The following is a 14,768-nucleotide window of genomic DNA, read 5'->3' as shown; positions in this document are numbered from 1 at the left end:
GCCAAGCTGCGCTGCGTGATGAACCTCGCCCGCGCCGAACTGCTGCTCGCCAACCCCCAGCAGGCGGGGGAGGCCTCCCCGGCAGCGAGACGCGTTCGATCAGCTCGTCACCCGGCGTTCCACAACCTTGGCGGTCTCGTCCCGGAAGGCGCCGCTGACCTTGCCGAGGTTCTTCTCCTTCGCCGTCGGGGTGTGGCCGTCGCTGAAGGTCGCGTAGCTGAACACGATGTAACGACCCCACACCAGGCCCGCCGCGTAGCCGCCCGCGATGTCCACGCGCTCGGCTCCGCTGCCGGGGGTTCCCGGCAGGCCCCGGAACCACAGGTTGCTGCCCAGGTTCTTGGCCCGGTCCACCTCGACGGCCGACTGCAGGCTGGGCAGCACCGCGATCCCCGTGGTCACGGCGTACTTCCGCTTGCTGTCGACGTACGTGGCCCGCAGCACTTGGCGGCAGTCCTGGTTGGTCAGCGTGCTGGCGAACCTGCCTGCCGCCGCCTCGTCGCACTTCTGGGTCACGTCGGTCTTGACCCGGACGAAGGTGGTCCCGGCCAGGGTGATCTTCTTGGTGAAGGCGTCGGCCACGGTCACCTTGCCCGGGTCGGTCTTCTCCGAGTTGAGGATCTCGGTGTTGACCGGGTCGGGTACGACGACGGGGTTTTCCGGGTCGTCAGTGGGGTCGGCGGGCTGGGCGCTGGGGATCGGGGCATCCGCGCTGGCCGACCTCTTGGCGACGAACGACTGGTAGGCGAAGAAGGCGCCGGTGCCGGTTCCGCCGACCACGAGGGCGACCACGGCGGCGATCAGGATGGTGTTGCCCCGCTTGCGGGCGGGGGGTTCGGCGGGAGGCGGCGGCTCGTGCACGACCGCGGACGGCGGGGTGAACGGGCCGCGCAGCACCACCTCGCCGGACGTGGAAGCGGGCGGAGTCGACGGTTTCCCCACGGCTGGCGGGAACGGCGGCGAGATCACCGGTATGCCTCCGGGCGGGGTCGGCTGGTCGCCCGGCTCGGGAATGAGCGAGGGGGCGTCGTGCTCGGCGGGTCGCGCGGGAAGAGTGGGAAGGTGCTGCGTCGGTCCTGAGGACGACGCGAGGGCGTGCGTGACCGGACCGGGGGAGTCCGGTCCGTACGGCGTCGGCTCCGGCTGGGGAGGCTGACCCCAGGTGGCGGGAGCGGGCCCGTCGTGATGGGCGGCGGGTTCCGCCGGAGGTGCGGAACCGGGCGTGTGTTCCGTCTCCGGCGACGGCCCCTGGCCCGGGGCGTGCCCGGGGTCGGGGGATGGTGCCGGAGGGTGTCCCTGGCCGGACGTCGTCGCCTGGCCCGGGACGTGTCCCGGGTCCCGCGACAGCCCCTCCCCCAAGAGAGGCGTCGCCGCCTGGCCTGTCACCGCCTGGTCTGAGGGGTGTTCCTGAGGCCTCCCCGGAAGGAGCCCCGCGTCCTGCGGTGGCGTGAGGCCTGCGGCGTGCGCGCCCGGCTCGGCGGGCGACGGCGCGTCGGCGGAGTACGGACCCGTTTCAGGGGACGGCGCGGAGGTCGGGTATCCGGCAGGGGAGCCCGCGGCGTGCGCACCGGGCTCCGACGCCTGCGCGAGGTCGGTCCGCTCGTGACGGGCCGGTACGGCGGAGCCGCCCGCGCGGACGTTGACGGTGTTCTCGTCGAGGCCGTCGCCATGGACGGCGGACGGCGGCCAGACGGCCACGTCACCGGGCTCGGCGGGCCTGCCCGTCGTCTCGTCGGCGTCAGACCAGACCGGTTCCCCGGTGGCCGCGGGCCACTGGGGAATGCCGTGGGCGTCCGGGGACGAGGAGGGCCACACCTGCATGCCGGCGGCGGCGGCCGTGAAGGCCGGAGGCGGCTGCCAGGGCGGCGCTCCGGGGACGATCGGCGCCGTCGGCAGCGGGGAGGCGTTGAGCGGGACGGGGCCGGGGGCCGGTTGGGTACCCCACGGCGGAGCTGAGGAGGTGCCCGGTGCCGGTTGGGTGTCCCACTGCGGGCCTGACGGCTCGCCGGGGACAGGGGAGCCGTTCCACGGTTGCGCCGACGGCCCGTCGGCCGAGGGAGGCGTCCACGGAGGAGGTCCGTACGGCTCGCCGGTCCCCGAGGGCACGCCGGCGGGACCGGAGGAGTCAGGCCACGCCGCCCCCGGGGGAGGTGGGGGAGGGGAGGCGGCCCAGGGCGGCCCGGGCGAGCCCGTCTGCGGAGGTGGCCCCGAGGGTCCGCCGTGGACGGGCGGGGTGTTCCAGCGCGGGTCGGAAGGCTCGCCGAGGGACGGCGGGGCCCAGGCCTGCGGGGCGGAGGGGGCGCCGGAGACAGGGGGTGCCCACTGCTGCGAGGGTTCACCGAGGGCGGGCGGGGCCCACGACGGCTCGCCGGAGGTCTGGGGGGTGTTTCCCGGTGGTGTCGGTGTCTGGCCGGGGAGAGGCGGAGCGCCCCACGGCGCCGGGCCTGAGGGCCCGCTGGTCGCGGGCGGGGTCCACGGCGACGGGCCCGACGGCTCGCCGGAGGACGGCGGGGAACCCCACTGCTGTGCCGGTGCCTGGCCGGGGAGGGGCGGAGCGCCCCACGACGGCGGCCTGGACGGCGCACCGGGAGCGGGCGCGTCGTTCCACGGCGGTGGGACGGGTCCGCCCGCGGCGGGGCCGCCCGCCCAAGGGGGATTCGGCTCCCCGGGGGCGGGAGTTTCGGCCCAGGAGATGACGGCGGGCACCGAGGGCGGGACTTCCTGCCATCCCGGTGCGCGAGGCTCGGCGGGCACCGGGGAACCGGGCCATGGGCCCTGGGGGCCGGGTTGGGGGCCGGGTTGTGGCCCGTGCGGCCCCGAGGACACGCCCGGCTGAGACGCGAAGTGCGAACCGGCCGGTGAAACCGGAGGCGGGCCGTACGGCGACCCCGAGGGCGCTCCGGGCTCGGATCGTGCCCCCGTGGGCGAGCCATGATGTGACTCGCGGTGTGAACCGGGTGACGCGGAGTGCGAGCCGGATGGCGCGCCGGGCCACGACGTGTCCGGCCACGGTGGCGGGAGGTCGTTCTCCGGGTCGGAGAACCAGTCGTACGGGGCGCCGTCGTCGCCCGGGACGGTCCATGGCTGAGCCGCCCCCGGTGCCGGTTCCGGCCATGCCGGGGGATCGTGGAACCGGTTGTCACCTGTGAGATCGGGCCGCGGCACGTGCGGCGAAGACTGGCCGAAACTCGGCGGCGGCGTCGCCGGTACGGCCGAACCGTCGGCTTCGCGTTCGTGCTCGGACCCGGATTCCTGGCCACGCATACGTGGAAGCGTAGCGACAGCCGGAGATCATCATGTAGGTATGGGCGTTCCTGGCCGGATCGCCCGCCAGTTTTATCCTGGGAAGCCGCTACTTGAACCTTTGGTCAGGGTCGCTTTCCGGTCAGCGAACGGGACTCGAGGGCCGGGGTGACGGTCGCGTCGACGGTCCCGAAGGCCGCCTGGTTCAGCTGCTTGACCTCGGTCTTCTTCGGCAGGTGCCCGTCCTTGAACTGGAACCAGACCATCACGGCGTAGTGCCCGTGTCGCCATCCGCCCGCGAACGCCTCGCCCGTGCCGAGAGATTTGGTGACTTTGTCCTTACCTGGCAGCGCCTTGAGATATTCCTTCCGCGACTTGCCCGCTCCCGCCGAGACGACCTTGGCCGCGGCGGCCGACGTCTTGAGATTGGCGACGCCCACGGTTCCGATGATCTTCCCGGAGGCGTCGCGGAAGCTGGCCCGCAGCAACTGGGTGCACTTGCCCGATGCGAGCGCCTTCTGGAGCTTGTCGCCCACCACGGCGTCCTTGCACTTCTTGTCCGTCCTACGGACGGTCATCAGGTAGCTCTGCCCGTCGTAGGACACCTTCTTGCGCTTGAACAGCTCGCCCAGCGTGAGCGCGTGGGGATCGGTCGCGCGGGCAGCGGCGAACCCGAACTTGCCGCCGGGGCTCTTGGGGACGATGGGCGCGTTGGACACCTGCGCCGGGGAGCTGGCCGTAGCGGACGGCGAGGAATTGTCCGAGTTCACGAGCATGGCGAGGCCGACGCCTCCCGCGATGAGCACGCCGAGCGCGCCGAGCGCGATGAAGAGCGGCCGCCGGGAGCGCGGGCCCTCGTCGTAGGGGCTCCACATCGCCTGCTGCTGCTGTTGTGACTGCGGCGCGGACGGCTTCGGGCCGGGCGCGGGCGGCCTGGGCTGCGGCACGGCGTCGGAGGCGTGCTCCGGGGACGGTGGCTCCTGGGCACGGCCGAGCGGCGCCGCCTCGGGGAAACGGCCCTGTGTCTCGGGGAAGCGCCCCTGCGCCCCGAGCGCGCGCTCGTGCGGCGCGGGTTCCGGGAACGCGGACTCGGGCAACGCGGCGCCTGGAAAACGGCCCTGTGCCTCGGGCGCGTGGCCCTGTGGTGTGGAGTCGAACCAGCGCTCGCCCTGGGCGGGCGGCACCTGTCCTTCGGGCTGGACGTACGGCTGGCGGCGCGGCGGCTCCCCCGGAAAACCCATGCGCAGAGACTAGCCCGGTATCACGGCCGATTCATTCAGGAGTAGCCGAAGTCCTGCGTCCACCAGGGGCCGCTTGAGCCGCCCATCACCCCGACGCCGGTCGCGGTCAGCGCGCAGTTGAGGATGTTGCCCCGGTGGCTGCTGCTGGCCAGCCAGCCGTGCACCGCCTCGGCCGCCGAGGTGAAGCCGCGGCCGATGTTCTCCGCGCCCCCGTTGCGGTAGCCCGCGGCCTCCATCCGTTGCCAGGGCGACTTTCCGTCGGGGGAGTTGTGGGAGAAGACGTCGCTGGCGGCCATCTCGGCGGAGTGTGCCCTGGCCGACTGGACCAGCCGTCTGTCGATCCGGAAGGGCGCGCATCCCGCCCTCCTGCGCTCGATGTTGACGAGCCTGACGAACTCGCTCTCCAGCGAGCTCAGCGGAGAGGAGGAGGTTTCGGTGTTCTCCCGGCCGCCGCCGTACTGCTGAGTCTCCCCGCCGATGATGTAGCGGGGGCCGTTGTCCACGCCGAGATCGTCGGCCGAGTCGTGCGGGGGCCGGGTGACGCGGGAGTCGGGGCGCTCGCTCGGTGTCACGGGAGCGGCGGTCGGGCGGACGACACGGACGAGCGGGGCGCGCGGGTCGGGGTGACCTGCCCCGGCCATGGCCGTCTGCGTGGGCTTCGCGGGCCCGGCGTTGTTCAGATAGATCTTCGGTGTCTCCTCGTCGCGGCTTCCGCGACCGATGAGATATCCGAGGAGCAGCACCGTCAGCAGGCATGCGAACAGCCCCATACGGCGCAGGCTGGTCCGCTGGGTGTCCCGGAGGTGAGGAAGCTGCCACATTCCGCTGCCAAAGATAGAGATGTTTGTCTTGGGGAAGAAGAGAATGGAGAGAACGTGTTGGAACCGTTCTGTGAAGGCTCGGGCGGTTGATCGGCGCGGCGGTCCCCCGGCACTCGCCGACATGGGTAAACTGCTCGGGGACACCGGTGGAGAGACGCGTCTTTTTGACCCGCGCTCATCCGCTTCGGTATCCTGCTAGTTCGTTGTGTGCGAATTGGTCTCCTCTGCAGACCGATGCGCGGCGCGTCCGGCGTCATCTCCTGAGCCATGGGAGACGGAAGGTCCGGGCTGTCGTGTGCCCGCACCTACCGACCATGTTGCTGTCACCTCCGACAGCGCCGAAGACGCGAGCAAAGAAGGCATACGACCGTGCGCACGTACACACCCAAGCCTGCCGAAGTCGAGCGTCAGTGGCACATCATCGACGCCACCGACATCGTGCTTGGCCGGCTGGCCAGCCACGTCGCGATCCTGCTTCGCGGTAAGCACAAGCCGATCTTCGCCAACCACGTCGACACGGGTGACTTCGTCATCGTCATCAACGCTGACAAGGTCGCCCTGACCGGCAACAAGCTCGAGCAGAAGAAGGCGTACCGTCACTCGGGCTACCCCGGTGGTCTGCGTTCGGTGACCTACGGCGAGCTCATGGAGAAGCGTCCGGACCGCGCCATCGAGAAGGCCGTCAAGGGCATGCTTCCCAAGAACGCCCTGGGCCGGAAGATGATCAAGAAGCTCAAGGTCTACGCAGGTACGGAGCACCCGCACCAGGCCCAGCAGCCGACGCCCTTCGAGCTCACCCAGATCGCCCAGTAGCCACCGGCTGCTTATCGCCAGCAGCGTTGGCCGACGGCCGGCGCCGAGTAGGAAAGTAAGAGGAGAACCGTGGCTGAGCCCACCGGTGTCGAGACGCCCGTCGAGGGCGAGCAGGAAGCGTACTCCGCGGAGGAGTTCCCCTCCGAGTACACCTCCGAGTCCACTGCCAGCGGCGAGGCCGCCGTCCGTAAGCCCATCACCACGGGCAACTCGTACGGCACCGGCCGCCGCAAGGAGGCCGTCGCCCGCGTGCGCATCGTGCCGGGCACCGGCAAGTGGACGATCAACGGTCGTCCGCTTGACGTGTACTTCCCCAACAAGGTCCACCAGCAGATCGTCAACGAGCCCTTCGTGACGCTCGGCGCCGAGGACCAGTTCGACGTCATCGCCCGCATCGACGGCGGCGGCGTGACCGGCCAGGCCGGTGCCCTGCGCATGGGCCTCGCCCGCGCGCTCGCCATCCTGGACGTCGAGGTCAACCGCGCCCCGCTGAAGAAGGCCGGCTTCCTGACCCGTGACGCCCGCGCCACCGAGCGCAAGAAGTACGGCCTCAAGAAGGCCCGTAAGGCTCCGCAGTACAGCAAGCGTTAAGTTGGGGCGCCTTTTCGGCACCGACGGGGTACGTGGGGTCGCTGGTCGCGACCTCACGGCCGAGCTCGCCATGGACCTGTCCGTGGCCGCGGCTCATGTCCTCGGCGATGCCGGGGCGTTCAATGCCAGCGTCGGGCGGTCAGGCCGCCCGGTCGCCGTCGTGGGCCGGGACCCGCGGGCTTCAGGAGAGTTCCTGGAGGCTGCCGTGGTCGCCGGCCTTGCGTCGTCTGGCGTGGACGTTCTCCGGCTCGGCGTGCTGCCAACCCCGGCGGTTGCATACCTGACCACGGCTCTTGGAGCCGACATGGGCGTGATGATCTCCGCCTCCCACAACCCCGCCCCGGACAACGGGATCAAGTTCCTCACCCGTGGCGGCTACAAGCTGCCCGATGCGGTGGAGAACGGGATCGAGCAGCGGCTCGGTGAGAAGTGGGAGCGCCCCGTCGGTGCTTCGGTCGGCCGAGTGCGCGAAGCGTACGGCGAGGCCGACCGTTACATCTCCCACGTGCTGTCCACCGTCTCCGGCCGTTTGGACGGCCTGAACGTCGTCCTCGACTGCGCGCACGGAGCCGCCCACATGGTGGCCCCCGAGGCGTTGCGGAGAGCCGGAGCCACCGTTGAGACCATCGGGGCCCGTCCGGACGGTCTCAACATCAACGCCGGGTGCGGCTCGACCCACCTGGACAAACTCCAGCAGATCGTGATCTCCAGGGGCGCCGACGTCGGCATCGCCTACGACGGTGACGCCGACCGCTGCCTGGCTGTCTCGCACACCGGTGAGGTCGTCGACGGCGACCAGATCATGGCCGTGCTCGCCACGGCCATGCGTGCGGAGGGCAAGCTGGTTGGCGAAACCGTGGTCGCCACGGTCATGTCCAACCTGGGCTTCAAGATCGCGATGAAGAACGCCGGCATCGACGTGATCGAGACCGCTGTCGGTGACCGCTACGTGCTTGAGGCCATGAAGGCGGGGGGCTACAACCTCGGCGGGGAGCAGTCGGGCCACGTCCTGATGCTCGACCACGCCACCACGGGGGACGGCCTGCTGACCTCGCTCCATCTGCTGTCGGTCGTCGCCCGCGAGGGCAGGCCGTTGGCGGAGCTGGCCTCGGTGATGACCCGGTTGCCACAGATCCTCGTCAACGTCAAGGATGTGGACCGTGCTAAAGCCTCGGTTCCCGAGCTGTCCGCGGCGGTCGCCGCGGTCGAGTCGGAGCTGGGGGAGACGGGGCGGGTGCTGATCCGCCCCAGCGGCACGGAACCCATGATCCGTGTCATGGTCGAGGCCTCCTCCGCGGAGCAGGCGGAGCGGATGGCGGGCCATCTGGCCGACGTCGTCCGCGTCGCCTGCGTCTGAAGGCGGTTGAAAGCGAGTCGCCCGGCGTGCCCAGCGCGCCGGGCGACTCGCTTTCCGCTCCTGACGCTTTCGCCTCCGTGGAGCTTCCGCCCTTCCGGCGCTTCCGGCCCCTGACGTTTCCGGCGCCCTGGCCTTTCCGTTGCCCGCTGCCTTCCGGGGGGGCCGTGATGCTTTCCGGCCAATGCGATGCTTCAGGGCTGTCGTCACCGTTCCAGGCCTTCGTGGTGACTTACTGATGATCTACGCGTGATGTCGCCCGGCAATCCCTTGTTCCCTCAGGTCAGAGATCCCGTCTTTGGCGACATCATGCGTTGGGGTTCAGTAGGAGGCGGAAGATCAGGGGCACCTCACAGAACGCCTGACCGGGGGCGATCTCACGCCCTTTGCGGAAAGCGGCACCAGCGCGCGGGATTTACGCACGCGCTGCACCTGGCGGCACGGTGGTACGCCGCAGCATCGCGCCGGTCACAGCCAGCCAGAGGAAGTAGCCGGCGAACGCGAGTCGCTGTCCCCAACCCGGCGGTGGCCATCCCGTCGTCTGCCACATCGCCTGCCACGCCACATTGGCTACCGGGAACAGGACGAACCATGGCGTGAGCCGTACCCAGACAGCCGGTACTGGAACGCGAGCGAGCAATCGGCCCATCCAGAAGAGCGAACAGGCCCAGAAGATGCCGGATGCCGTGGCGCTGGCCAGATGCGCGAGGGAGGCCCACGAATCACGCTGAGCCATGTCCACCGGGAAGATGCCGGCCAGCGCCAGTGTCACTCCCGACAGGCCGAGCAACCCTGGTCCGAGCAGGGAGCCGCCGGAGCGGATCAGGCCGACGAAGCCCACCGCGAAGGCCACGACCAGCAGGCCGGGCGCAACGAAGCCCAACGCGTTGAACGCGAACGCGTGTGGCGCCCCCGAGGCGCCCAACTCACTGATGGCCTTGTGCGCATGCGAGTAACCGTCGTCGCGCAGCGCCGCGAACACCGTAACGCTGACAAGGAACAGAACCGCCGCCAATGGAGCGGCGACTGCGGCGGAATGCGGGAAGGCGCGCGCGGTGGTCGATGTGGGAGATGTGCCTGCCTTGGGCATATAGTTAGCTTAAGCTAACTATATGAGCCGAAGCAAGCTTCATGAAGAGGCCGACCGCTGGGGGATGGCGGCGGCCACGCTGGTCCGTTGGCTCCGCGCGGCAGATCCCGAGCCGGTACTGACCGGGGCGCAGGCCTCCGCGTTGGCCGTCATCGTGCAGGCGGGCCAGATCATGCCGTCCCAGCTCGCCGCGCTCGAAGAGGTGTCGCGCCCCACGATGGCCCGCACCCTGTCGCAGCTGGAGGCCATGTCAATGATTGAGCGCACAGCCTCGGCCCTGGATGGGCGCAGTGCGATCCTGTCGGCGACGCCAAAGGGGAGCGCCGTCATCCGAGACGGCCATGCGCGCCGCACCGCGCCCCTCGTCGCCGCGCTGAGCGGGCTCACCGCTGAGGAGAGCGCCGCCCTCAGCGGCGCCCTGCCCGTGCTGGAGGCGCTCCTGCGGCGAGAAATCCCGAAACGGTCGTGATCCACCGGCGCGGGAGGGAGGAGCGGGTCCGGATACGCGGGTCGGCCATGACCTGTTCCGGGTAGGCCGAGGGCGCCCGCCCCGTCTCCGACATCGGCGACACCCTCGTGGCCCGCGGCGTGAAGCTGTCACCGGGCGGGAGCATCTACGATTCGACACCGTGACCCGCCGCCTCCTGACCTCCAACTCCTTGAGGGAGGTCGTACCGAGGGAAGGCCGTTCTCAGTCGCAGCGTGCCGCAGCCGGGAAGACGGCCAGCATCTGCCCGGTATCGACCGCCACCCGGTAGTAGTGGAAGTGGTCCCCGCCACCGGTCCTGCTCCCCACGTAGCCGTAGTGCGTAGTGGTGGTCTTGGTCCCGTCGCTGACGGTGACGTCGAAGCTCACGCCGTCGCACTTCCTGTCGCTCGCGCCGGTGATGATCGTCGTGGTGAGATCGCTGCTGCCGGTCTCCGTGGCCCCCGAACACCTGACCGCGTAGCCCCCCAGGTACGACCACGTCGACGACCCCAACGGCTGGTAGGACACATGCCAGAAGCGGAAGGTACTCCGACCCATGGGCCATGCGCCGACGTAGTCGTGACGGCTCGTCCCGACGATCCTGGGCCGGGGGCCGCTCGGGTCAATCGTCAGCACGTCCTCGATGCCGGTGGCCGTGCAGGCGTCGGAAACCGGGGAGATCGTCGCGGACGCGCTCCCCGCGGGCACCACCACCATTCCCAGCGCGACCACGAACGCCATGGCCAGGCCGGCGATTCTGCGCGTCATCGGAGGCTCCTAACGGTTCGATGAGGGACGGTGCCCGGGTCGCCGCGGGCCGATCGAGAAGTCCACTCCCAGGTGATCACGGCGTTTCTCCACGGTCATCTGTCCGCGGGGCGAGGATGCCGGAACCGCGTCGCGGGTCCCGGGCCGTCAGGAGATCGGGACGTTCTTCGTCGGCTGGAGGCAGCCGCACAACAAGACTGTCTCCGCCCCTGCTCTGGACGCCCTGGTGCCGGCTTGACCGCCCTGGCTGCCGCCCGTGGGTAATCTCTCCGTCGCCACAGGTCAGAAGCTATGTCGTCGGGAATTTCCGCACTGCTGCCGGAGCCCCTTTGGGCCGCCTGAATACCCGTTCTGCGCCACGCCGAACCATCGCATTCGTTGACACTCCCGGTAGTTGATCAGAAACTCTCAGTGATTACCGTGAGGCTTCCTCATGTGGAGCGACATCACTGGCGAGTGGATGAGGAACGGATGCTGGAACCTTTCACGAGCCCGGTATCCGGCCCGCCGTACGAGGTGCTCGTCGGACCGGGCTCGCCCGCCGCGCGGTCGACGCGCGGGACGTCGCCCCGTGCCGTGGTGTCTGTGGCGTTCAGGCTGGTCCGTCGCGGCCGGTTCGCGGGTGTGATCGGTCTCTGCCTGGCCGCCGTTTGCCCGCAGTGGACCGCGGCTCAGGCCGTGTCAGCCGCTCCCCTCCCCGAACCGGGCTTCTCACTGTCGGTGAGCCCGGCCAAGCTCGTCGTCCCGTCCGGACAGCTTGGTTCCAGCCAGACGTTCCGGGTCACCAACGGCGGTGACGCCCCGGTCGAGGTCCGTGTCGAGAAGTCGGACTTCACCGCGGACGAGAGCGGTGCGCTGGTCCTGCGGGAGCGGGCCCCCTACTCCGCGTCGGCCTGGGTCACCACGGTTCCGCGGGAGCTCGCGCTGGAGCCGGGGACGACCCGCGACGTCAAGGTCAGGATCGCCGTTCCCGACGCCCCCGACCCCGGTGACCACCAGGTCGCCCTGGTCTTCAAGGCGGTCGGCGGGTCGCGAACAGGCAACATCACGATCAATCGGGGGATTGGCGTGCCTTTGTACATCGGTGTTCCCGGCCACGCCTACGCCTCGGCGGAGGTGGCCGACCTGCGGGCGCCCGCTTTCGTGACCGGCGGCCCCGTGCCCCTGACCGTCGGGATCCGTAACACCGGGACGGCGCATCGCGATTTCCGCGGCGCCGACCGGCTGAACGCCCGGGTCGACGGGACCGATGTCCCCTTCCCCGGTTTCACCGTGATGCGCGGCGCGACCCGCGAGGTCACCGCCAGGTGGGACCCGCCGCTGATGTGCGTCTGCCAGGCGACCGTCTCGGTCGCGGGCGCGAGCGGTCTCGCGCGGGCCCTGACCGTGACCGTCGTGGTCTTCCCCGTGCACCTCCTCGCGGCGCTCCTGGCCGTCCTCGCGCTGTCGTTCACGCTCGCCCGGCTGGTACGGCGAAGCCACCGCGCCCGCCTCCTCGCGGTCGCGGACACGATGAGCCCGGCGGGCGGGAGCGGCGATGACTGACGGCGCCCGCGGGCAGGCGAGACCCGCCGGGGCGGGCAGGCACGCGGCCGTCCCCGTCCGGCGTACGTCCCGGAGCGGCAGGGCGGTCGCCAGGGTCCTGGTCCTGACCCTGTCCGCCTCCGCGCTGACCGGGACCTCGGGCACGCTGGCGCCGATTCCCGCCTCCGCGGCCGGAACCACCCTGCTCAACCAGCCGTTCCACAACAACACCGCGGACGGCACCGGCACCCTGGTGCTTCCCGCCCTGCCGAGCAACCAGAGCGGGTCGAACACCGCCTGCCTGACCGCGTCCGGCAACACCAGCACCGGCGTGCTGAAGAGCTGCAGCAGCACGAACGACACGGCGGGCTCGGGCAAGCTGCGCCTGACGAACGCGACGACCACCAAACTGGGCGGAGTCTTCGGCGCGACCAGCGTGCCCACCGCGCAGGGGCTGGACGTGACGTTCAACACCTACCAGTACGGCGGGTCGTCGGCGGACGGCATCGCCTTCGTGCTGGCGGCGGTGGATCCGACCAACCCGGTCTCCCCGGCCAACATCGGCCAGCCGGGCGGCGCGCTCGGCTACTCCGCGGTCGGCTCGAGCAGCTACAGCGGCCTGGCCTACGGCTACCTCGGCATCGGCCTCGACGTGTACGGCAACTTCAGCAACAGCACCTACCAGGGGACCGGCTGCACCAACCCCGCCTACATCAGCACCTCGGGAGGCACGGTGCCCGGCCAGGTCGTCGTCCGCGGCCCAGGCCAGGGCCTCGTCGGCTACTGCGCGATCAACAGCACCGCGACCTCCACGTCCTCCTCCGCGCTCTCGCTGCGGGCGAGCACCCGTAAGGCGGTGCCGGTCGAGGTCGCCATCAACCCGACCTCCGTGACCGTCACCACCCCATCGGGCCTGTCGGTCCCGGCCAAGAGCTACAAGGTGTCGTTCACCCCGATCAGCAGCACCGCCAAGACCCTGCAGGGCTCGCTGCCCTCGGTGGCGTCCGGGCTGTTCCCGTCGAGCTGGCTCGACTCCTCCGGGGTCCCCAAGCAGCTCGCGTTCGGCTGGGTCGCCTCGACCGGAGGGTCAACCGACTTCCACGAGATCGACGAGGCACAGGTCACCACGCTCAGCGCGGTCCCCGAGCTGAGCGTGGCGCAGACCAGCTACAACAACGCCACGACGCTGGCGGCCGGTGACCCGGTGACCTACAGCGTGACGGCCAGCGTGGGCAGCGCGGTCAGCGAGACCTCCCCGATCTCGATCACCGAGACACTGCCGGCCGGGGTGGTGCCCGCCGGGGCCTACGGCACCGGCTGGGTCTGCGCCGCCCCCTCTGGGCAGTCGATCACCTGCACCAACAGCAACGCCCCCTTCGCCGCCGGGTCGTCACTGTCGCCGATCACCGTGGTCGGCATCGTCACCGGCAGCAGTGTCACGCCGACGTTGATCCGCACCTCGTCGGTCGCCACGGCGTCGGCGAGCGACGCCAACCCCGGCTACTCGTCCTCGACGACCGCGGGAACCCTGCCGAGCACACCAAGCGGCATCACGCTCAGCTCGACCACGGGCTCGATCTCCGGTGGCAACACCGTCACCGTGAGCGGGTCGAACATCGGCAACGCCACCGCCATCGAGATCGGCACCACCGCGGAGCAGAAGGCGGGCACCCCGGTCGTCCTGCTGCCCTGCCCCACCGGCGTCACCACCGGCTGCTTCATCGCCAACGCCAACGGCACGCTCACCATCCCCTCCATGCCGTCCAGGGCGAGCAACGCGGCGGTGACGGTCACCGTCGTCACCCAGGGGCTCGCCGCCTCCGCCGCCTACACCTACGCGAGCTCACCCGCGACCCCGGCCGCCCCGACGGCGACGGCCGGGGTGACCAGCGCGACGGTGACCTGGACCGCGCCGGGCAACAACGGCAGCGCCATCACGAGCTACGTCGTGACGCCGTACAAGGACGGCGTGGCCCAGACGCCGATCACCTACGACGCGACCGCGACCACCAGGACGCTCACCGGGCTGACCGCGGGCTCCTCCTACACCTTCACCGTGGCCGCGGTGAACACCTTCGGCACGGGTACGGCCAGCGCCGCCTCGAACGCGGTCGTCCCCTACAACGTGCCGGGCAAGCCGACCATCGGCACGGTCACCGCGGGCGACGCGACCGCAACGCTGACCTGGACCGCTCCGTCAGGCAACGGCAGCGCGATCACCGGCTACGTCGTCACGCCGTACCTCAACGGTGTCGCGCAGACTCCCCAGACGTTCAGCGGCACGGCGACCACGCAGACCCTCACCGGTCTCACCCCGGGCGCCTCCTACACCTTCACCGTCGCCGCCCAGAACGCCGCGGGCACCGGCGCCGCCTCCGACCCGTCGGCCGTCGTCGTCCCCAACGCCCTGCCGAGCCTGAACTTCCCCGCCCCCGCCGCGGGGGAGGTCGGGGCCGCCTACAGCACGACGCTGGCGGTCACCGGCGGCACGTCGCCCTACACCTGGTCGGTTTCGGCGGGAAGTCTGCCGCCGGGGCTGACGCTCAACGCCTCGACGGGGGTGCTGTCCGGCACGCCGACCGCTTCGGGCACCTACTCCTTCACGGTGAAGGTGACCGACGCCGTCGGCCAGAGCGCGACCCAGGCCGTCACGCTCACCATCGCGACCCAGCCCTCGTTCTCGTTCTCCAGCGCCCCGGCGGGGGAGGTCGGGGTCGCCTACAGCGTTCCGCTGACCGTGACCGGCGGCACGACGCCGTACACCTGGTCGGTTTCGGCGGGAAGTCTGCCGCCGGGGCTGACGCTCAACGCCTCGACGGGGGTGCTGTCCGGCACGCCGACCGCTTCGGGCACC

11 protein-coding genes are annotated in these 14,768 nt (G+C 70.7%); 6 read left to right on the top strand and 5 right to left on the bottom strand.

All coding sequences use genetic code 11. The features are described from left to right. Positions 1–99: 99 nt before the first annotated feature. The 3 genes from AB0395_RS41560 to AB0395_RS41550 form a co-directional block, all read right to left on the bottom strand. On the bottom strand, positions 100–2,754 hold the full coding sequence (locus tag AB0395_RS41560) for a hypothetical protein (protein WP_366291707.1): 2,655 nt from the start codon (positions 2,752–2,754) through the stop codon (positions 100–102). A gap of 614 nt (positions 2,755–3,368) precedes the next feature. Further along, on the bottom strand, positions 3,369–4,484 hold the full coding sequence (locus tag AB0395_RS41555) for a hypothetical protein (protein WP_366291704.1): 1,116 nt from the start codon (positions 4,482–4,484) through the stop codon (positions 3,369–3,371). Positions 4,485–4,519: 35 nt separating this feature from the next. Beyond that, complete coding sequence (locus AB0395_RS41550; RefSeq protein ID WP_366291701.1) at positions 4,520–5,254, bottom strand: CAP domain-containing protein; 735 nt, start codon at positions 5,252–5,254, stop codon at positions 4,520–4,522. Between the two features lie 420 nt (positions 5,255–5,674). On the opposite strand from AB0395_RS41550, the gene rplM reads away from it, so the two are divergent. The 3 genes from rplM to glmM all read left to right on the top strand — a co-directional run bounded on the left by rplM (position 5,675) and on the right by glmM (position 8,066). Continuing rightward, positions 5,675–6,118, top strand: coding sequence for a 50S ribosomal protein L13 (gene rplM, locus AB0395_RS41545; RefSeq protein ID WP_366291698.1), 444 nt, complete (start codon positions 5,675–5,677; stop codon positions 6,116–6,118). Between the two features lie 69 nt (positions 6,119–6,187). After that, on the top strand, positions 6,188–6,709 hold the full coding sequence (rpsI, locus tag AB0395_RS41540) for a 30S ribosomal protein S9 (RefSeq protein WP_366291695.1): 522 nt from the start codon (positions 6,188–6,190) through the stop codon (positions 6,707–6,709). 1 nt (position 6,710) lies between these two features. Beyond that, on the top strand, positions 6,711–8,066 hold the full coding sequence (glmM, locus tag AB0395_RS41535; protein WP_366291692.1) for a phosphoglucosamine mutase: 1,356 nt from the start codon (positions 6,711–6,713) through the stop codon (positions 8,064–8,066). A 412-nt stretch (positions 8,067–8,478) separates the two neighbouring features. Here the strand turns inward: glmM and AB0395_RS41530 are convergent, their stop codons facing one another. Next, positions 8,479–9,153, bottom strand: coding sequence for a DUF998 domain-containing protein (locus AB0395_RS41530; protein WP_366291689.1), 675 nt, complete (start codon positions 9,151–9,153; stop codon positions 8,479–8,481). A gap of 22 nt (positions 9,154–9,175) precedes the next feature. Here AB0395_RS41530 and AB0395_RS41525 point away from each other — a divergent pair, with 22 nt between their 5' ends. Next, positions 9,176–9,622, top strand: coding sequence for a MarR family transcriptional regulator (locus tag AB0395_RS41525; protein WP_366291686.1), 447 nt, complete (start codon positions 9,176–9,178; stop codon positions 9,620–9,622). Between the two features lie 222 nt (positions 9,623–9,844). Here AB0395_RS41525 and AB0395_RS41520 read toward each other — a convergent pair whose 3' ends face one another. Beyond that, a complete protein-coding gene (locus AB0395_RS41520; protein ID WP_366291683.1) occupies positions 9,845–10,390 on the bottom strand; it encodes a hypothetical protein in 546 nt (181 codons plus the stop codon). 471 nt (positions 10,391–10,861) lie between these two features. Here AB0395_RS41520 and AB0395_RS41515 point away from each other — a divergent pair, with 471 nt between their 5' ends. Next, the gene (locus AB0395_RS41515) at positions 10,862–11,935 is read left to right on the top strand and encodes a hypothetical protein (RefSeq protein WP_366291680.1); all 1,074 of its coding nucleotides are present in this window, start codon (positions 10,862–10,864) and stop codon (positions 11,933–11,935) included. Next, positions 11,928–14,768 (top strand): putative Ig domain-containing protein (locus AB0395_RS41510; RefSeq protein ID WP_366291677.1); only part of this gene is annotated, 2,841 nt, incomplete at its 3' end. The genes AB0395_RS41515 and AB0395_RS41510, both read left to right, overlap by 8 nt.

The organism is Streptosporangium sp. NPDC051023 (genome assembly GCF_040689595.1).
GTDB lineage: Bacteria > Actinomycetota > Actinomycetes > Streptosporangiales > Streptosporangiaceae > Streptosporangium.
The sequence above is the reverse complement of the archived record's forward strand: the minus strand, read 5'-3'. Positions and strand labels throughout refer to the sequence as shown.